The sequence below is a fragment of the Xanthomonas sp. BRIP62411 genome (assembly GCF_003993525.1).
Classification (GTDB): domain Bacteria; phylum Pseudomonadota; class Gammaproteobacteria; order Xanthomonadales; family Xanthomonadaceae; genus Xanthomonas; species Xanthomonas euroxanthea.
Map to the genome: position 1 here is coordinate 270,253 of NZ_QEZI01000022.1, position 19,100 is coordinate 289,352.

The 19,100-nt window shown below is 67.0% G+C and carries 15 protein-coding genes and 1 tRNA gene; 12 read left to right on the top strand and 4 right to left on the bottom strand.

The window, feature by feature from the left end; genetic code table 11:
• Window positions 1-30: 30 nt before the first annotated feature.
• The gene (locus tag EO139_RS17915; RefSeq protein ID WP_126971734.1) at window positions 31-255 is read right to left on the bottom strand and encodes a hypothetical protein; all 225 of its coding nucleotides are present in this window, start codon (window positions 253-255) and stop codon (window positions 31-33) included.
• A 218-nt stretch (window positions 256-473) separates the two neighbouring features.
• On the opposite strand from EO139_RS17915, the gene EO139_RS17920 reads away from it, so the two are divergent.
• Together EO139_RS17920 and folE2 are read left to right on the top strand one after the other, a co-directional pair.
• On the top strand, window positions 474-1,634 hold the full coding sequence (locus EO139_RS17920; protein ID WP_126971737.1) for an N-acetylmuramoyl-L-alanine amidase: 1,161 nt from the start codon (window positions 474-476) through the stop codon (window positions 1,632-1,634).
• Between the two features lie 35 nt (window positions 1,635-1,669).
• Window positions 1,670-2,593: a GTP cyclohydrolase FolE2 gene (gene folE2, locus EO139_RS17925; protein WP_126971740.1), complete on the top strand. Its 924-nt coding sequence runs from the start codon at window positions 1,670-1,672 to the stop codon at window positions 2,591-2,593.
• Between the two features lie 436 nt (window positions 2,594-3,029).
• On the opposite strand, the gene EO139_RS17930 is transcribed toward folE2, so the two are convergent.
• A tRNA-Glu gene (locus tag EO139_RS17930) sits at window positions 3,030-3,104 on the bottom strand.
• A gap of 47 nt (window positions 3,105-3,151) precedes the next feature.
• Between EO139_RS17930 and pcnB the strand changes: the two genes are divergently transcribed.
• From pcnB to EO139_RS17970, 8 genes are all read left to right on the top strand, one after another.
• On the top strand, window positions 3,152-4,519 hold the full coding sequence (gene pcnB / locus EO139_RS17935; RefSeq protein ID WP_104582933.1) for a polynucleotide adenylyltransferase PcnB: 1,368 nt from the start codon (window positions 3,152-3,154) through the stop codon (window positions 4,517-4,519).
• A 3-nt stretch (window positions 4,520-4,522) separates the two neighbouring features.
• Complete coding sequence (folK, locus tag EO139_RS17940; RefSeq protein ID WP_126971742.1) at window positions 4,523-5,008, top strand: 2-amino-4-hydroxy-6-hydroxymethyldihydropteridine diphosphokinase; 486 nt, start codon at window positions 4,523-4,525, stop codon at window positions 5,006-5,008.
• A 35-nt stretch (window positions 5,009-5,043) separates the two neighbouring features.
• Complete coding sequence (gene panB / locus EO139_RS17945) at window positions 5,044-5,859, top strand: 3-methyl-2-oxobutanoate hydroxymethyltransferase (protein WP_119128416.1); 816 nt, start codon at window positions 5,044-5,046, stop codon at window positions 5,857-5,859.
• Complete coding sequence (gene panC, locus EO139_RS17950) at window positions 5,856-6,698, top strand: pantoate--beta-alanine ligase (RefSeq protein ID WP_126971745.1); 843 nt, start codon at window positions 5,856-5,858, stop codon at window positions 6,696-6,698. Before panB ends, panC begins: the two co-directional genes overlap by 4 nt.
• 176 nt (window positions 6,699-6,874) lie before the next feature.
• Window positions 6,875-7,255, top strand: coding sequence for an aspartate 1-decarboxylase (panD, locus tag EO139_RS17955; protein ID WP_126971747.1), 381 nt, complete (start codon window positions 6,875-6,877; stop codon window positions 7,253-7,255).
• On the top strand, window positions 7,252-8,766 hold the full coding sequence (gene pgi, locus EO139_RS17960) for a glucose-6-phosphate isomerase (protein ID WP_126971749.1): 1,515 nt from the start codon (window positions 7,252-7,254) through the stop codon (window positions 8,764-8,766). Before panD ends, pgi begins: the two co-directional genes overlap by 4 nt.
• Window positions 8,767-8,920: 154 nt before the next feature.
• Window positions 8,921-9,265, top strand: coding sequence for a type II toxin-antitoxin system prevent-host-death family antitoxin (locus EO139_RS17965; protein WP_126943174.1), 345 nt, complete (start codon window positions 8,921-8,923; stop codon window positions 9,263-9,265).
• Between the two features lie 3 nt (window positions 9,266-9,268).
• On the top strand, window positions 9,269-9,892 hold the full coding sequence (locus EO139_RS17970) for an AAA family ATPase (RefSeq protein WP_126971751.1): 624 nt from the start codon (window positions 9,269-9,271) through the stop codon (window positions 9,890-9,892).
• A 219-nt stretch (window positions 9,893-10,111) separates the two neighbouring features.
• Here the strand turns inward: EO139_RS17970 and EO139_RS17975 are convergent, their stop codons facing one another.
• The gene (locus tag EO139_RS17975; RefSeq protein WP_104582941.1) at window positions 10,112-12,067 is read right to left on the bottom strand and encodes an alkaline phosphatase PhoX; all 1,956 of its coding nucleotides are present in this window, start codon (window positions 12,065-12,067) and stop codon (window positions 10,112-10,114) included.
• Window positions 12,068-12,502: 435 nt separating this feature from the next.
• On the opposite strand from EO139_RS17975, the gene EO139_RS17980 reads away from it, so the two are divergent.
• Both EO139_RS17980 and EO139_RS17990 read left to right on the top strand, forming a co-directional pair.
• On the top strand, window positions 12,503-15,115 hold the full coding sequence (locus EO139_RS17980; protein WP_126971753.1) for an exo 1,3/1,4-beta-D-glucan glucohydrolase: 2,613 nt from the start codon (window positions 12,503-12,505) through the stop codon (window positions 15,113-15,115).
• A 255-nt stretch (window positions 15,116-15,370) separates the two neighbouring features.
• The gene (locus EO139_RS17990; RefSeq protein WP_104582942.1) at window positions 15,371-16,933 is read left to right on the top strand and encodes a sodium/sugar symporter; all 1,563 of its coding nucleotides are present in this window, start codon (window positions 15,371-15,373) and stop codon (window positions 16,931-16,933) included.
• Between the two features lie 93 nt (window positions 16,934-17,026).
• Here EO139_RS17990 and EO139_RS17995 read toward each other — a convergent pair whose 3' ends face one another.
• Complete coding sequence (locus EO139_RS17995; RefSeq protein ID WP_126971755.1) at window positions 17,027-18,883, bottom strand: EAL domain-containing protein; 1,857 nt, start codon at window positions 18,881-18,883, stop codon at window positions 17,027-17,029.
• Between the last annotated feature and the right edge of the window lie 217 nt (window positions 18,884-19,100).

Below are 19,100 nucleotides of genomic sequence, written 5' to 3' on the forward strand. Positions count from 1 at the left end.
TGATGTGCGGTGCTGGAGCGCGCGCGCTATTTAGCGGCTCGGCTCGAGTTCGCCATCAGCACGCGCAAACCATCCAGTCACCCGCCGGTAATGACGTTCGCCCCAACGACGCAAAAATTGCTGAGTGTGGTGGTCGCCGAGGTCGTGCAGGCTCGCGAGACGTCGGGCGATGAAGGAGGCGGTCAGTGGCTGGCCGCAGTCGACCTCGATGCAGTGGCGCCAGGCGGTATAGCTGTCGGGGATGACGGGGGACATTGTGGCTCTTCGGCAAGAGTGAACGTGAGGGTGTAGGCGGGACACAACAGGCTTGCTTTTGCGCGATAAATGTTACTTTATAACACTTCGTTCCGTCGTTCGTCCGGTTACATCGTGTCGCGCTCCTTACCTCAGAGTGTTGTTTGCCTGGTCACCATGCCAAACCTTCCATACTCGAATCGGCTCGGTGGCCGCGTCGATCCTCCGGAACCGGCCCGATGAGGCGGCGGCAGGTGTTGCGCACCGTCGGCGCAGCCTTGGTGCTGTCGCCGGGCCTTGCCCATGCGCAGTCGCTCCCGGAGCTGCGCAGCTGCAACCTGCAGCGCCAGGGTAGGGAACTGCAGCTTCGACTTGCATTGAGTACGCAGGTCGCCTACCGCAGCTTCAGCCTGTCCAATCCAGCGCGCTTGGTCATCGACTTGCCGGGCGTTTCGACACAGCCACCGCAGGTCGATCCATTGCCTGACGGTCTCGCAGTCGTTGCCATCCGTAGCGGCCCGCATTGCGATGGGCTGCGCGTGGTGCTCGATCTGGTGCAGCCGCTGACAGCCACGGCGCGCTGGGAGGATGGTGCGCTGGTGCTCGATCTTGCTGCTGTGTCCGGTACTGCGTCGTTGTCCGCAGCCGATCCGACCGAGCCGGCTGTTGCGGCGGCTGCGCCCACGCGCTCCCGCCTGCATCCCTACGTGGTCGCCATCGACGCCGGTCATGGCGGCAAGGATCCCGGCGCGGTCAGTGCCGATGCGCGCTACGAGAAGCATGTGGCCATGGCGGTCGCGGGGCGGCTGCACCAGCGTCTGGCGGCCGACCCGCGTTACCGGCCGACCATGATCCGCAGCGATGATCGCTTCGTGGCGTTGCACGAGCGGGTGTTGATCGCCCATCGCCGCAATGCCGATCTGTTCGTGTCCATCCATGCCGATGCTGCGCCCAGCAGCCAGGCGCGCGGTGCTTCGGTGTTTGCGTTGTCGCAGAACGGCGCCAGCTCGGCATTGGCGCGCTGGATCGCCGACAGCGAAAACGCCGCCGACGACATGGGCGACAGTGCGCGCCGTCTGCGGGTGCCCAGCAACCCGGTGCTGTCGCAGGTGCTGGCCGACCTGTCGCTGAGCGGCACCATCGCCAGCAGCGTGGCGTTCGGCAAGTTGATGCTCGGGCGGCTGCAGCAGGTGACGCGCCTGCATCAGGACCAGGTCGGGCAGGCTGGCTTTGCGGTGTTGAAGTCGCCGGATATTCCGTCGTTGCTGGTGGAAACCGGCTTCATGAGCAATCGCGACGATTGCCGGCGGCTGTGTGGCGATACGCATCAGGACGAACTGGCGCAAACGCTGCATGCCGGTATCGACGATTACTTCCAGATGTTCCCCGGTCGCGCCTGAGGCGCGATTCCCCCATCTCCTTCAACGAGCTTTCGATGTCCACCACGCTTCCCGATGTTGCCGTTACCGAACCGTCCACATCGAGTGCGCCGCTGCGCTGGGTCGGCATGCAGGACATTGCCGTGCCGGTGCGCCTGGACGATGCCGAACCCGGCGGCAGCGTGGCCGCGCGTGCCGGCGTGCAGGTGGATCTGCCGCGCCCGGAACTCAAGGGCATCCATATGTCGCGCTTGTATCGCTTGCTGGATCGGCATCTGGAACAGCCGGTGTCGCCGGCGATGGTGTCGCAGCTGCTGCAGGCGCTGATCGACAGTCATGCCGATTGCGGCAGCCGGGCGGCGCGGCTGACGCTGAGCTTTGAGCTGATGTTGCGGGTGCCGGCGCTGCGCAGCGAAGGACTGAGCGGCTGGCGCGCCTATCCGGTGCGCATCGATGCCCAGTCAAGTGCAGGCCGCACCCGGATCCAGTTGCAGGTCGAGGTGCTGTACGCCTCCACCTGTCCCTGTTCGGCGGCCTTGTCGCGCCAGTTGCTGAGCGGTGCGTTCTTGCAGCAACACGCAAGGCGCGATGCGTTGCCGGTCGAAGAGGTGGCGCAGTGGCTGCAACAGCACGGTTCGTACGCCACGCCGCACAGCCAGCGCAGCGTGGCGCAAATACGCGTGGAGCTGGGCGCGAGCTTGCCGCGTTTCGGTATCCGCGCGCTGGTCGGCCTGTGCGAGCAGGCGCTGGCGACGCCGGTACAGGCGGCGGTACGGCGTGTCGACGAGCAGGCGTTCGCCCGCTTGAATGGCGCCAACCTGATGTATGTCGAAGATGCCGCGCGGCGGTTGCGCAAGGTGCTGGCCGAGCACCATGCCGTTTTCCATGTGGCGGTGCGCCACCTGGAAAGTCTGCATGCCCACGACGCCGTCGCCGAAACCGACAGTGATGCCGGCATTTTTCATCCATTGGCCGAGTGAGGCGTTGCCATGCACTGCAAACATCCACGTCGATCTGCAATCGCTGCGCGCAAGTACGAGGGCGATCGCACGTGGCGCCGATGCGGACGCATTGTCGCGCAGGTCCATGTCCTGATCGGGCCATACATGATGTTTGTCGCGGGGTGATCGGCATCGGCCAGGCCGATGCGCCGCCCTCGCGTGGCAGCACATGCAGCCGCAGGCGTGGAGCGGGCGGCCGACTGCGCGGCTTGGTGCACGGGTGTTTGGCCCGCAACCGGCCTCAGCCAGTCGGCGCACCGGTAGATCGGATCGACGCAGTCGCCATGGGCGACATGTTCGCCGGGGCGGGGAACGGGATCATCGCGCGTCGCCCGACCAGCGGCAGTCACCGATGCCCAGCAACGCAAAAGCCCCGCAATGCGGGGCCTTGGCGTGTTCTGCAGCCAGACGACGGTGGTGCTCCCTAGGGGACTCGAACCCCTGTTTTAGCCTTGAGAGGGCCACGTCCTAACCATTAGACGAAGGGAGCGTTTGGTGCGTCTTGTGCAGCGCGCTAGTATAGTGCGCTCAAACCCGTTGGGCAATCCTGCAACACAAGACGGAAGCGCCATCATCGAATCCTCAGTTACATCTCCGTTCACGCTGCGCGTCATCCCACGCGATCAGCACACCATCTCGCGCAAGGACATCAGCCCCAACGCGTTGCGCGTGCTGTACCGCCTGCGCGAATCGGGCTTTGGTGCCTACCTGGTCGGCGGCGCGGTCCGCGACTTGCTGGTCGGCGGCCATCCCAAGGATTTCGACGTGGCCACCAGTGCCACGCCGGAAGAAGTCAAAGCGCTGTTCCGCAACTGTCGCCTGATCGGCCGCCGCTTTCGCCTGGCGCATGTGGTGTTCGGTCGCGAGATCATCGAAGTGGCCACGTTCCGCGCCAACATCGACGATGGCAGCGGCGACCGCGAGCTGGATAACGGCCGCCTGGTGCGCGACAACGTCTACGGCACCATCGAAGACGATGCGATCCGTCGCGACTTCACCTGCAACGCCCTGTACTACGCGATCGAGGATTTCTCGGTACGCGATTACTGCGGCGGCTTCGAAGACGTGCAGGCGCGCCTGATGAAGCTGATCGGCGACCCGGAGCTGCGCTACCAGGAAGATCCGGTGCGCATGCTGCGCGCGGTGCGTCTGGCGGCCAAGTTGAACTTCGACATCGAAGCCGGCACCGCAGAACCCATTCCGCGCCTGGCCGGTCTGTTGTCCGAAGCGGCGCCAGCGCGCTTGTTCGAAGAGATTCTCAAGCTGTTCCTGTCCGGGCACGGCGTGGCCAGTTTCGAAGGCCTGGAGCGTTACGGCCTGCTCGGTGCGCTGTTCCCGGAAAGTGCGGCGGCCCTGAAATCCAACCGCAGTGGCGCACTGCGCGCCATGGTGCTGGAAGGCCTGCGCAACACCGACGCGCGCGTGGCCAACGACGAACCGGTGTCGCCGGCGTTCCTGTTCGCCCTGCTGCTCTGGCCGGCGTTCTGCCGCACCTTGATGGGCCTGCAGGCGCAAGGCGTGCAGCCGGAGGACGCGCAGCGTCGCGCCGCCGACCGGGTCACCCTGCATCAGCTCGAACGCGTGGCGCTGCCGCGCCGTTTCTCGCTGCCGATGCAGGAAATCTGGCTGCTGCAGACGCGCTTCTCCTCGCGCCAGCGCAAGCGCGTGTTCCGCACCTTGTCGCATCCGCGTTTCCGCGCCGCGTTCGATTTCCTGGTGTTGCGCCAGTTCGCCTCGGCCGACCATGCCGCCGATGTGGAGTTCTGGCGCGAGGCACAGAAGTCCTCCGGCCAGGAACTGGTCGATGCGATCGAAACCGCGCAGGCCGATCACGCCGGCGAGGAGGATGCACCGCGCAAGCGCCGCCGTCGCCGCCGTCGCACCGGCGCGCCCGCAGGCGAATAGGGCGTGCATACCGCCTTTGTCGGCCTGGGCGCCAACCTGGGCCCGGCCGAGGCCAGCGTGCGCGCGGCCATCGCCGCGCTGGGCGAGCTGCCGCAGACCACGCTGGTTGCCGCCTCGCGCCTGTACCGCACGCCGGCCTGGGGCCGCGAAGACCAGCCCGATTTCATCAATGCCGTGGCGCAGCTGCGCACTGCGCTGGCGCCACTGCCGCTGCTGGAGGCCCTGCTCGGCATCGAGCAGACCTTCGGTCGGCAGCGCGTGGATGGCGAGCGCTGGGGCCCGCGCACGCTGGACCTGGATCTGCTGCTGTACGCCGACCAGGTGATCGACCTGCCGCGTTTGCAGGTACCGCACCCGCATCTGCAGGCGCGCGCCTTTGCGCTGTTGCCGCTGTCCGAGCTTGCCCCGGACGCGATCATTCCGGGCCATGGAACAGTGCGACACGCTCTGCAGGCCATCGATGCCTGTGGGCTGGAGCCGATTGGGTAGATAATGGCCGGCTTATCACCCCACGTAATGACTTCATGAGCAGCCATACCGACAGCAAGCCCTGGACCGTGCCCGCCTTGGCGCAGGCCAAGCGCGAGGGTCGAAAACTGGTCATGTTGACCGCCTACGACGCAGGTTTCGCGCGGACCTTCGATGCCAACGGCGTGGACCTGATCCTGGTCGGCGATTCGCTGGGCATGGTGGTGCAGGGGCACGATTCCACCTTGCCGGTGACCACTGCCGACATGGTCTACCACACCGCCGCAGTGGCGCGGGTGCTGGAGCAGGCACTGCTGGTGGCCGATCTGTCGTTCCAGGCCGATGCCACGCCGGAGCGCGCGCTGGACGCTGCCACCCGGCTGCTGCAGGCCGGCGCGGAGATGGTCAAGATCGAGGGCGCCGGGCACAAGCTCGAGGTGATCCGCTATCTGGTCGAGCGCGAGATCCCGGTCTGCTCGCACCTGGGGCTGACCCCGCAATCGGTGCTGCGTTTTGGCGGTTACACGGTGCAGGGGCGCGGCGAAGCCGGCGAGCAGTTGCGCCGCGATGCGCAGGCCGTGGTCGATGCCGGCGCCAGCCTGGTCGTGTTGGAATGCGTACCCACGCCGATCGCCGCACAGATCAGCGCCGAGCTGCAGGTGCCCACCATCGGCATTGGCGCCGGCCCCGGCTGCGATGGCCAGGTGCTGGTGATGCACGACATGCTGGGCCTGGACAGCGGCCACCGCCGTCCCAAGTTCGTCAAGGATTTCCTCACCGAAGGCGGCTCGGTGGCGGGCGCGGTGCGCGCTTACGCGCAGGCCGTGCGCGACGGCAGCTTCCCCGATGCAGCGCACGCGTACGCCGCATGATCCAGACCCTGACCGATCTTTCCGCCCTGCGCGCGCTGGTCACCGGCTGGAAGCGTGAGGGCTTGCGGGTGGCGCTGGTGCCGACCATGGGCAACCTGCACGCCGGCCACTATTCGCTGGTGATGCTGGCGCGCCAGTACGCCGACCGCGTGGTGTCGAGCGTGTTCGTCAACCCGACCCAGTTCGGCCCCAACGAAGATTTCGCGCGTTACCCGCGCACGCCGGAGGCCGACCTGCGCGGCCTGGAAGACGCCGGCTGCGATGCACTGTGGTTGCCTGACGTGGACACCATGTATCCGCTCGGCACCGCGCTGGCCACGCCGATCCACGCGCCGGGCGTCAGCGACGTGCTCGAAGGGGTGTGCCGTCCCGGGCATTTCGACGGCGTGTGCACGGTGGTGGCGCGGCTGTTCAACCAGGTGCAGCCGGACGTGGCCGCCTTCGGCAAGAAGGACTATCAGCAGCTGGCGGTGATCCGCCAGATGGTGGCCGACCTGGCGTTTCCGATCGAGATCCTGGGCGGCAGCATCGTGCGCGAGGCCGACGGCCTGGCGATGAGCTCGCGCAACCAGTATCTGACCGCCGACGAGCGCCCGCGCTCGACCCAGATCCGCAAGGTGCTGCTGCAGATGCGCGACAGCTACGCCGCCGGTACGCCGCGTGCGCAGGTCGAGGACGCCGCCACCCAGGCGCTGGAACAGGCCGGTTTCCGCGTCGATTACGCGGTGGTGCGGCTGCCCGACCTGAGCGAACCGGGCGACAGCCATGCCGGCGCGCGCGTGGCCCTGATCGCCGCCCGCCTGGGCGCCACGCGGCTGATCGACAACCTGGAATTCTGAGCGGTCTGATGCCGCTGCAGGCGCTGCGTCAGGCCGCGACCGGCAACGCCTGCGATCCTGCGCACAGGCGCGGTTGTCCAGCGCCGGCCTGAAGCCCTCACCACCGGTTGCGCGGCAGGCCGGTGGACATCGGCGCTTTCCGCTAAAATGCCGGCTTTCCTTTGCCGTTGCCCGTCATGCACCTGTCCCTGCTGAAAGCCAAGATCCACCGCGCCACTGTCACCCACTCCGAGCTCAATTACGAAGGCTCGATCGCCATCGACGGCCTGCTGCTGGAAGCCACCGGCATCCGTGAGTTCGAACAGGTGCATATCTGGGACGTCACCAACGGTGCGCGCTTCAGCACCTATGCCATCCGTGCCGACGAAGGCAGCGGCATCATTTCGCTCAACGGCGGCGCCGCGCGTCACGTGCAGGTGGGCGATCTGATCATCGTGGCCGCCTTCGCCAGCATGAGCGAAGCCGAAGCCGAGACCTTCAAGCCCAATCTGGTATATGTGGACGGCAGCAACGCGATCACCCACACCAACCACAGCATCCCCACGCAGGCCGCATGACACACACCAACGGATTCGACGCGCTTCACGCCCACGCCCAGCGCCTGCGCGGCGCTGCCATCCCCGCATTGCTTGCCGCCGAGCCACAACGGCCGACGCAGTACGCCAGGCAGGTCGGTCCGTTGTATTTCAATTTCGCGCGGCAGAAGTACGACCGCGCCGCGCTCGATGCCTTGTTCGCCATCGCGCGCGAGCGTGATCTGGCCGGCGCGTTCCAGCGCCTGTTCCGCGGCGAGCAGGTCAATGTCACCGAGCAGCGCGCTGCACTGCATACCGCGTTGCGCGGCGACCTGACCGATGCGCCGGTGGCCTCCGAAGCGTATGCAACCGCTGCGGAAGTGCGCCAGCGCATGGGCGCGCTGATCAAGCAACTGGAAGCCACCGACGTCACCGATATCGTCAGCGTCGGCATCGGCGGCTCGGACCTGGGGCCACGGTTGGTGGCCGACGCCTTGCGTGCGCCGTCGGGTGCGCGGTTTCGCGTGCATTTCGTCTCCAACGTCGACGGCGCGGCAATGCAGCGCACGCTGGCCACGCTGGACCCGGCACACACTGCCGGCATCCTGATTTCCAAGACCTTCGGCACCCAGGAAACCCTGCTCAACGGCAGCATCCTGCACGCCTGGCTGGGTGGCAGCGAGCGGCTGTACGCGGTGAGTGCCAATCCCGAGCGCGCCGCCAAGGCCTTCGACATCGCGCCGAGCCGCGTACTGCCGATGTGGGACTGGGTCGGTGGCCGTTATTCGCTGTGGTCGGCGGTGGGTTTCCCGATCGCCCTGGCGATCGGCTTCGAACGTTTCGAACAATTGCTGGAAGGCGCGGCGCAGTTCGACGCGCATGCGCTCGACACGCCGCTGGAAGAAAACGTCGCCGTGCTGCATGGCCTGACGGCGGTGTGGAACCGCAACCTGCTCGGCAGCGCCACGCATGCGGTGATGACTTACGACCAGCGTCTGGCCCTGCTGCCGGCCTACCTGCAGCAGCTGGTGATGGAAAGCCTGGGCAAGCGGGTCAAGCTGGACGGTTCTGCCGTGGACAGCGACACCGTGTCGGTGTGGTGGGGCGGTGCCGGTACCGATGTGCAGCACAGCTTCTTCCAGGCGTTGCACCAGGGCACCAGCGTGGTGCCGGCCGATTTCATCGGCACCGTGCACAACGACGATCCGTACGCGGAAAACCATGTCGCGCTGATGGCCAACGTATTGGCGCAGACCGAGGCGCTGGCCAACGGCCAGGACAGCAGCGATCCGCACCGCAGTTATCCGGGCGGCCGCCCGAGCACGGTGATCCTGCTCGACGCGCTGACCCCGCAAGCGCTGGGCGCGCTGATCTCGATGTACGAGCACAGCGTCTACGTGCAGTCGGTGATGTGGGGCATCAATGCCTTCGACCAGTTTGGTGTGGAGCTGGGCAAGCAGCTGGCCAGCCAGTTGCTGCCGGCACTGAAGGGCGAGTCGGCCGACGTGGCGGACCCGGTGACGCGCGAACTGCTGGCCAAGCTGCGCGGCTGAGCCTGGCGCATCGATTGCAAGACGACGGGGCCTGCGGGCCCCGTTTTCGTTGTGCGGCGGCCTGTCCGGCATGGATTGGTTCAAAATAGCCAAATTTCCCAAAATGGGAAGTTGGGCGTAGGCTGTGAGTCACCCCCACGTGCAGGACCGTCCCATGTCTCGCCTCCAGGATCTGCCCGAGCTCGAAACATCCCCTGCCGCCGACATCAAGGTGAAGGGCTGGCCCAGCCTGATGCGCAAGGTGCGCTCGCATGGCGCGGTGGTCATCACCAACCATAACCATCCCGAGGCGGTCGTGGTGGATGCGGAGGAGTACCACCGTCTGGTGAGGCAGGCGAGCGCAGCGGCGGCCGCCTCGACGCGGGCGCAATCGCTGCAGGCGTTGCAGGCCAGGTTCGACGCGCATCTGGCGGCAGTGACCGATGGCCCAGGCCTGGCCCAGGTGATCGGCAAGCCGGCACGCCGGCGCAGCAAGGTCACCCTGGGCCCGTCGCTCTAAATCGTGGGAAACATCCTGGTGCTGGCCGGCGTCAACGGCGCCGGCAAGAGTTCGCTGCTGGGCAGCGTGTTGCGGGAAGACGGCGGCACCTGGTTCAACCCGGACGCGTTCACCCGGGAGCTGGTGGAGCAGGGGTGGCCACCGGAACAGGCCAATGCGCAAGCCTGGCAGGAGGGCGTGCGACGGTTGCGCCAGGCCATGGATGCCGGCAGCGACTATGCATTCGAAACCACCCTGGGGGCGACGACCATCCCGCGCCTGCTGCGGCAGGCCTGCGCGCAGCACACCGTGGCGATCTGGTTCTGCGGCCTGTCCAGCGTCGAGCTGCATATCGAACGGGTGGCCGCACGCGTGGCCGCCGGCGGGCATGCCATCCCCGAGCACAAGATCCGCGAGCGCTACGATGCCTCGCGTGCCAACCTGATCGCGCTGCTGCCGCATCTGGCGGTGCTGCATGTCTACGACAACAGCGTGCCCGCCGATGCGACCGGGCAGGTCGCCCCGCTATTGGTGCTGGAACTGGACCGCAACGGCCTGCAGTACCCGACCACGCCGGACGAACTGGCGCAGGTGCCCGGCTGGGCCAAGCCCATCGTGATGGTGGCGCTGGAGTTGCGGCAGTCTTGAGCCGCGCGCTCATGCACTTGCGGTCTGATCCGCTTCTCGCCGACGCGGCCCGACATCCGGCGACCTCACCTGTAGGAGCGCACCCGGGCGCGACAGGTTAGATCGGCAAAGCTCCTCGCGCCCAGGTGCGCTCCTACCGGCATTGCGACAGCAACGAGAGCGCCATGCTGTATGTGTCAGCTGCAGCGCCACGCAACGCTGCAACTGGAACGGCGGCGCCTAGGCCTGGCCCAGCTTTACTGCCACCGGGTCGCCGGTGAGGTAGCCCACCGCCGCGCCGAAGCGGTTCTTGTAGTTGGCGCGCACCAGCGGATCGAGTGTGGCCTTGACGGTGTCGTGCAGCGGGCTTTCCCAATCACCGGGGTGCTGGAAATTGCTCATCACGTAGGTCCAGCCGTGGATCTGGTCGACCGCATGCAGGCCGGTGGATTCGGCGCCGGCGGGCACCGACAGCAGGCGCGTGAGGCTGCCGCTGTCCACGTTGTAGGCCCACAGAAAATTGTTGACGTGCAGGCTGCTGTCTTCGCCGATGAACAAGGTGCGCAGCGCTTCGGAGAACTTGAGGTTGTCCGGGTTGGCCAGGCGCTCCGGATCGGCCAGGTTGCCCAGCGCGTCGGCCTTGGCCAGGTCGTGGCCGGTGAGCGCGGCCGGTGCGGCCATGTCGATCGGCACCCAGTCGCTGTGGATCGGCGCGCCGTGGTGGTCGCGCTGGCCGCCGCGCAGATTCAAGGCGTACACCGCGCCCGCGTCCGGGCCCTCCACCTTCACGTCGCCCGAGCCGTCGCGCATGCTGGTGACGATGTAGGACATCGCCATGTAGGCGATCTTGTCGCGGGCATTGACGGTGGTGCCTTCGAGCTTGGTGAAGCCCAGGCTGCCGCCGGCCAGGGCGGCGTAGCGGTGGGTTTCCAGATACGTGGCCGCCTTCTCCATGCCGGGCTTGATGCGGATCCAGTTGAAGGTGCCGTTGAACGGAATTTTGGTGAACGCGGCATCGCCCGGGTCGCTCAGATGCACGTCGAGGATGTCGGCGGCGGTGAGGCGGTCGGCCATGGCCTGGATCTCGGCACTGGTGGCATGGCCGAGCTTGATCCAGCGCAACGTGGCCGCGCCCGGGCCCACGCCCGAGGTCTGCTGCCACTTGCCCACGTACAGGGTGCCGGCCGACAGGTCCGCCTTGCGGTCGGCGATGAACATGAACAGCCCGCCATTGGTGGCGTCGTCGCCCATCAGCACGGTGCGCTGGTCGGGCATCACCTGCACCAGCTCGTGCGAGATGCGGCCCAGGCAGTAATGCTTGCGCACGCTCCCGGTGCCGTCCGGGTGGACGGTGATTTCGGGCAGATGGCCGTAGTGATACGGGTTGGCCTTCTCCGGGTCGCCGTACAGATGCGTGCTATAGCTGCGGAACTGGGTATTGCCGGCCAGCGCGGTGGCGTCGGGTTCGTATTCTTCGCTGGACAGGTGGGTATTCCACGGCGACAGGCTGGCCCCGCAGGTGGTCCACAGCCCGTGCACCGGTGCCGTGTCGACGTTGTGGTACTTCACCAGCGACAGCTTGCCGGTGGCCGGGTCCTGATCCAGCGTCAGCACGGCGATCGGCGCGGGCAGGTGCCGGTTGGTGTCGTTGCCGGCCTGGTCGCGGGTGGTGTATTCGAACTGCACCACCGCGAAGACGTGATTGCCCTTGACCCCGGGCACCTTGGCATCGGGCAGGGTCAGCAGCGAGGAGCCGTCCGGGCAGTCGGAAAAGAACGGCCGTTCGGCACCGGGTTTGGAGCGGTCGATGATCGGGCGGTGCTGGATGTCGTAGTAGCCGCCGGCCAGCACGGTGCCGCCCTTGCCGTCGGGCACCTGATCGCCGGTGACGAAGAACGGGTGGTACGCAAGCGCATACCGCTGGGTGCTGCCGTCGCTGCGCGCCACCGTCAGCGACGAGCCCACCGTGGTGGTGGCCATCGCCGCGGGGTTGGCCAGGCTGGGCGCCGGCATGCCATGGAAGGTGGCCGACACCAGCTGGGTCGGGGTGTCCGACGGCCGCAGCGGGCGTGCGGCTAATGCCGCACCGCCGAGGTGTTGCAGGGCGGCGGCGCTGGCGCTGCCCAGCGGCAACAGCGGGACGGACGCCAGCAGGTGCATCAGGCGGCGGCGGGCGGGATCGGGGGAGGCGGACATCGAAACTCCAGGCAAAGACGACGATCAACGATGGCCGGTGGCGCATCGGCAAGCCGGTCACGCTAGGCCCGGGGTATGACAGTTGTTTGACGGCGAGCTCACCTGTTGGCGGGCATTCGAACAGGGCGCCGCAAGCGAACCCGGCAATACCTGCAACGGCGGGTTGGGCTGCGCAGTGCGGAGCCGGCACGGTGGTGCATCGCAGCAAAGTGCGCCGCCACGCAAGCCCAGGCGCCACGCCGGATTTGGCGGTTTCCCGTGGTTTGACGGGTGCTGCCGGTATTCCAAGCCTATAGCCCGGGCCAATAAGTTGCTCGTCGTTTGGCATACGAGCGCGCGGTGTTGACAGGGTAGGGGAATCACGCAAGCGTACGCCGCCTAATGGCCTGCGGCGTCACGCATCGCCGTGGGGAGAACCACCTGGAGACCTGGATCTTGGACAAGCTGCTTCGTCGTACCGCCTCGCCTGTCGCGCGTCGTGCCCTCTCTCTGGCTACCGCCGCCGCGGTGCTGATGCTGGCCGCCTGCCAAGGCAAGGACACCGCCGCCGAGGCAAGCAAGACCGCACCGGCCGCCGCGCCCGCCGAGGCGTCCACCGCCATCCATCCCGACCAGTGGCCGTCGCCGAAGTGGCCGTTCGCCCAGGACCAGGCCCTGGAGCAGCGCATCACCGATGTGATGGCCAAGATGAGTGTCGAAGAGAAGGTCGCCCAGACCATCCAGGGCGACATCGCCAGCATGACCCCGGACGACGTGCGCAAGTACCGCATCGGGTCGGTGCTGGCCGGTGGCAACTCCGACCCGGGCGGCAAGTACGACGCCAAGCCGGCCGAGTGGCTGAAGCTGGCCGACGCCTTCTATGAAGCGTCGATGGACACCTCCAAGGGCGACAATGCGATCCCGATCATCTTCGGCATCGATGCGGTGCACGGCCAGAGCAACATCGTCGGTGCCACGCTGTTCCCGCACAACATCGGCCTGGGCGCCACGCGCAACCCGGAGCTGATCAAGAAGATCGGTGAAGTCACCGCCGCCGAAACCCGCGTCACCGGCATGGAGTGGACCTTTGCGCCCACCGTGGCGGTGCCGCAGGACGACCGCTGGGGCCGCAGCTACGAAGGCTATTCCGAGTCGCCGGACGTGGTGGCCAGCTTCGCCGGCAAGATGGTCGAAGGCGTGCAGGGCACGCCGGGCACCCCGCAGTTCCTCGACGGCAGCCACGTGATTTCCTCGGTGAAGCATTTCGTCGGCGACGGCGGCACCACCGATGGCAAGGACCAGGGCGACACCAAGGTGTCCGAAGCCACCATGCGCGACATCCACGCGGCCGGTTATCCGCCGGCGATCGCGGCCGGTGCGCAGACGGTGATGGCCTCGTTCAACAGCTTCAACGGCGAAAAGATGCACGGCAACAAGGTCATGCTGACCGACGTGCTCAAGGGCCGCATGAACTTCGGCGGTTTCGTGGTCGGCGACTGGAATGGCCACGGCCAGGTCAAGGGCTGCACCAACGAGAACTGCCCGGCCTCGTTCATCGCCGGTGTCGACATGGCGATGGCCTCCGACAGCTGGAAGGGCATCTACGAGACCGAGCTGGCCGCGGTGAAGTCTGGCCAGATTTCGATGGAGCGCCTGGACGATGCGGTGCGCCGCATCCTGCGCGTCAAGCTGCGCCTGGGCCTGTTCGAAGCCGGCAAGCCGTCCAAGCGCCCGCTCGGCGGCAAGTACGAATTGCTGGGCGCGCCGGAACATCGCGCGATCGCCCGCCAGGCGGTACGCGAGTCGCTGGTGCTGCTGAAGAACCAGGCCGGCATCCTGCCGCTGGATCCGAAAAAGCGCGTGCTGGTGCTGGGCGATGGCGCCAACGACATGGGCAAGCAGTCCGGCGGCTGGACGCTGAACTGGCAGGGCACCGGTACCAAGCGCAGCGACTACCCCAACGGCAACACCATCTGGGAAGGCCTGGACAAGCAGATCAAGGCCGCCGGCGGCACCGCCGAGCTGGCAGTCGATGGTGCGTACAAGACCAAGCCCGACGTGGCGGTGGTGGTGTTCGGTGAGAACCCGTACGCCGAGTTCCAGGGCGACATCGCCACCCTGCTGTACAAGCCGGGCGACGAGAGCGAGCTGGCATTGATCAAGAAGCTCAAGGCCGAGGGCATCCCGGTGGTGGCGGTGTTCCTGAGCGGGCGCCCGTTGTGGATGAACCAGTACATCAATGCGGCCGATGCGTTCGTCGCCGCCTGGTTGCCGGGTTCCGAAGGCGAGGGCATTGCCGACGTGCTGCTGCGCAAGGCCGATGGCACGGTGCAGAACGACTTCAAAGGCAAGCTGAGCTTCTCCTGGCCCAGGACCGCGGTGCAGTTCGCCAACAACGTCGGCCAGAAGGATTACGACCCGCAGTTCAAGTTCGGCTTCGGCCTGACCTATGCCGACAAGGGCGACCTGGCCGCGCTGCCGGAGGAATCGGGCGTGTCCGGCGAGCAGTCGGTGGGCGGGGTGTACTTCGTGCGCGGCAAGCCGGCGCTGGGCATTGCGATGCAGCTGTCCAACGCCGGCCAGGCCAACATGCCGGCCACCACGCTGCCGGTGGGTCTGTCCGATGGCAGCCTGAAGATGACCGCCGTCGATCACAAGGCGCAGGAAGATGCGCGGCGCCTGGTGTGGTCCGGTGCCAAGGCCTCCAGCGTATTGCTGGTGTCCGGCAAGCCGGTCGACGTCTCGCGCGAGAGCAACGGCGATGTGCAGTTGCAGCTGACCGTGCGCCGCGACAGCGCGGTGACTGGGCCGGTATGGCTGGGCGTGGGCTGTGGCGACAACTGCGGCGGCCGTGTCGATGCGCAGAAGACCCTGGCCGCGCTGCCGCAGGGCCAGTGGAAGGTGCTGGGCGTGCCGCTGAAGTGCTTTGCGGTGGCCGGTGCGGACGTGACCAAGCTGACCCAGGTCGCCAGCATCGAAAGCGCTGCGGCGCTGGATCTGTCGGTGTCGAAGATCGCGCTGGGCGCGCTCAACGAAGCCGAAGTCACGCTCGACTGCCCGGTCAAGTAAGCAGCACACCCGCAGGCGCGCCTGCGGGCGTGCCCAGGTAATCAGGACACACGCGTCGCCGGTCCCGGCGACGTGCTACAGCGGCCACCCTCAGCGGTGGTGTCATCAGCCGCCGCGGGACGCGCGCGTCGATCGGCCGGGAAGGCCTGCAGCTGCGGTTCGCCGCGCTGCCGCCACGCACGCGGTGCGGGCGGCGGCAGTCTGCAGGCCTGTCCGCTCCACGACGCGCCGCCCAGAGCCAGACAGGAGAGTGCAGTGGGTTTGGCGACGTTGGATATCGTGATTGTGCTGGTCTATCTGACCGGCATCTTCGTGCTCGCGCAGTGGGTCTCGCGCGAGAAGGCCGGTCACACCAAGAGCGCCGAGGATTACTTCCTGGCGAGCAAGTCGTTGCCGTGGTGGGCGATCGGTGCCTCGCTGATTGCCGCGAACATTTCGGCCGAACAGATCATCGGCATGGCCGGTTCCGGCTATGCGATCGGCCTGGCGATCGCGTCCTACGAGTGGATGGCGGCGCTGACGCTGCTGATCGTCGGCAAGTTCTTCCTGCCGATCTTCCTGCGCAACGGCATCTACACCATGCCGCAGTTCCTGGAACAGCGCTACGGCAAGTGGATCCGCACGCTGATGGCGGTGTTCTGGCTGCTGCTGTACGTGTTCGTCAATCTCACCTCGATCCTGTGGCTGGGCTCGATCGCGGTCAGCCAGGTCACCGGCATGGACCAGACCCTGGCGCTGGCGTTGATCGGCGTGTTCGCGCTGGTCTACCAGCTGTATGGCGGGTTGAAGGCGGTGGCCTTGACCGACATCGTGCAGGTCACGCTGCTGGTGCTGGGCGGCCTGCTGGTGGCCGGGCTGACCCTGGCACGGATCGGCGACGGTGCCGGCGTGCTGGCCGGCTTCAAGCATCTGTGGAGTGCGCACCCGGAGCACTTCCACATGATCCTGAGCAAGGACAACCCGTTCTACAAGGACCTGCCCGGCCTGAGCGTGTTGCTGGGCGGCCTGTGGGTGATGAACATCAGCTACTGGGGGTTCAACCAGTACATCATCCAGCGCGCGCTGGCGGCCAAGAACATCGGCGAGGCGCAGAAGGGCATGGTGTTCGCCGCGTTCCTGAAGCTGCTGATGCCGTTGGTGATCGTGGTGCCGGGCATTGCCGCAGTGGTGCTGGCGCCGGACCTGGCCAAGCCCGACCAGGCCTATCCGACCATGATGCAGCTGTTGCCGACCGGCATCCTGGGCCTGGTGTTCGCGGCGCTGGTGGCGGCGATCGTGGCCTCGCTGGCTTCCAAGATCAACTCGGTGGCGACGATCTTCACCCTGGATTTCTACGCCAAGTTCCGGCCGCAGACTGAGCAGAAGCAGCTGGTGCGCGTGGGCCGCATCGTGGCCATCGTGGCGGTGATCATCGGCATCCTGACCGCGCGGCCGTTGCTGGGCAACTTCGACCAGGGTTTCCAGTTCATCCAGGAATTCACCGGCTTCTTCACCCCGGGTGTGGTGGTGATCTTCATGCTCGGCCTGTTCTGGAAGCGCGCCAACGAAGCCGGCGCGCTGACCGCGGCGATCGGCTCGGTGGTGCTGTCGTTCGCGCTCAAGTTCGCCTGGCCGGAACTGCCGTTCATGGACCGCATCGGCGTGGTGTTCGTGGCCGCGCTGGTGCTGGCGGTGCTGGTGTCGTTGATGACCGCCCCGACCCAGGCACGCGATCTGATCCGCACTGACGATGTGGCCTACGGCACCACGCTGGGCTTCAAGATCGGTGCGATCGGGGTGGTGGCGATCCTGGTCGCGCTCTATGCGGTGTTCTGGTAGTCGATCGGACCGCACGCTGAGATCAGCCGTGCATATGCGGCGCGACACGCAGGTGTCGCGCCGCATTGCGTTTGGCCGTTGTGCGGTTGCCGCTTACACCCGCGCCGCGGCCAGGCTCGCAGCGAGCAGGTTGACCGGTGCTTCGAACTGCTCGTGCCACGGCGTCTGCAGCCAGGTTTCCAGTGCGGCCGCCGGCATCGGTTTGGCGATCCAGTAGCCCTGGCCTTCGTCGCAGCCCCAGGCGCGCAACTGCGTGTAGGCCTCCGCCGATTCGATGCCTTCGGCGACCACGCGCTGGCCCAGGCTGTGGCCGAGCTGGATCATGGCCGGCACCAGGGTGCGGTCGGTGCGGTTGTTCGGCAACGAGCGGATGAAGGACTGATCGATCTTCAACGAGCTGGCCGGCAGCTGCTTGAGATAGCTGAAATTGCTGTAGCCGGTGCCGAAGTCGTCGATGGCGATGTGCACGCCCAGCGCCGCGATCGCCGCCAGTTGCTCGGCCAGATGCTCGGGGTGGCGGATCATCGCGCTTTCGGTGAATTCGATCTCCAGCCGGCGCGGATCCAGCTTGTGGCGCTCCAGGCCACGCCGCAGCAGGCCGACGAATCCGGGCCGGTCCAGGTCGGCGGCCGACACGTTCAAGGCCAGATTGAAGTCCAGGCCCTGTTGCTGCCAGCGCGCGGCCTGGGCGATGCCGTTGTCGATCACCCAGGCAGTGATGCGGTTGATCAACGCGGTCTTCTCGGCCATCGGCACGAAGTCGGCGGGCATCACCGGGCCGATCATCGGATGCTGCCAGCGCAGCAGCGCTTCCACTCCGACGCAGCGGTGATCGTGCAGGTCCACGCGCGGCTGGTAGTGCAGACGCAGCTGACTGGAACTGTCCAGCGCGGCGGGCAGGGCCGCCAGCAGGCGGAAGGTATTGCGCTGGGCCACGTCGTGCTTGCGCTCGTACATGCTCCAGGGCGCGCCGCGCTCGCGCGAGATGTCCACCGAAGTGGTCAGTGAACGGATGGTGTCGGCCGCGCCATAGCTGGTTTGCAGCGAGACCGCGCCGATCGAGGCGACCGGGGTATGCGGAATGCCCTGATGTTCCAGCGGCTCGGCAAAGGCCTTGGAGACCTTGGTGCACAGCGTGGACAACCGGTGCGTCTCGACCTGGGCCAGGAAGCCGAAGGTGGTCGGGTCCAGCCGATACAACGCGGTGCCGGCGGGCAGATAGGCCGCCAGGCGGCGCTGCGCGAGCGCCACATAGCCGTCGGCATAGTCCCAGCCCAGCGCCTTGACCATTTCGCGGAAATAATCGCTGCCGCAGATGTCGACCGCCACGGCGGTGGTGGCCGGGGCGCTGTCGCGTTGCGACAGCCAGGCATCCAGGTCTTCGGCAAAGCGCGACCGATTGGGCAGCCCGGTCGGGCCGTCGCGATAGGTGGTGCTGCGCAGGTTTTCCACCCGCAGCACCGCCAGGTCGCGCAGGCCTTCCAGTTGGGTGATCGCCTCGGCGTCCAGACCCGGGCGCGGGCTGGTTCCGATCACGCACAAGGTGCCGATGCGGTGGCCGTCGCGCAGCGTCAGCGGTGCGCCGGCGTAGAAGCGGATGAACGGCGGGCCCAGCACCAGCGGGTTGTCGCAAAAGCGCGGATCCAGTTGCGCGTCGGGCACCACCATCAACTCGTGGGTGCGGATCGCATGCGCGCAGAACGCCTGGTCGCGCGGTGTTTCCTGCGGCTCCAGGCCGATGCGGGCCTTGAACCACTGGCGATGCTCGTCCACCAGCGACACCAGTGCGATTTCCGCGCCCAGGTTGCGGGCAGCCATCGCGGCGATGGTCTCGAACACCGGATCGGGCGGCGAGTCCAGCAGGCACAGACCACGCAGGACGGCCAACCGGGTCGACTCATCGACCTCGGGCGGAGGAGGGGAACTGACGGGAGCGAGCGCGGAATGCATGTGCTCGTATCGGCCTGAAGCGTGATCCCTTGATCGACAGCACCGGGCTTTGTTCAGTTGACGCGGCTTTCCCGCACGGTGGCCGCGGTTGAAGCGCCGCGGCGACGGCCGCAATGCGACGGCATCAGGCAACGGTTTGGGCGACGGCTGGGCGCCAGGCCGGCGATTGCGCCGGTTCCTGCGTCATGCCTGATGCGACGGGCCGGCAGCGCCGTCG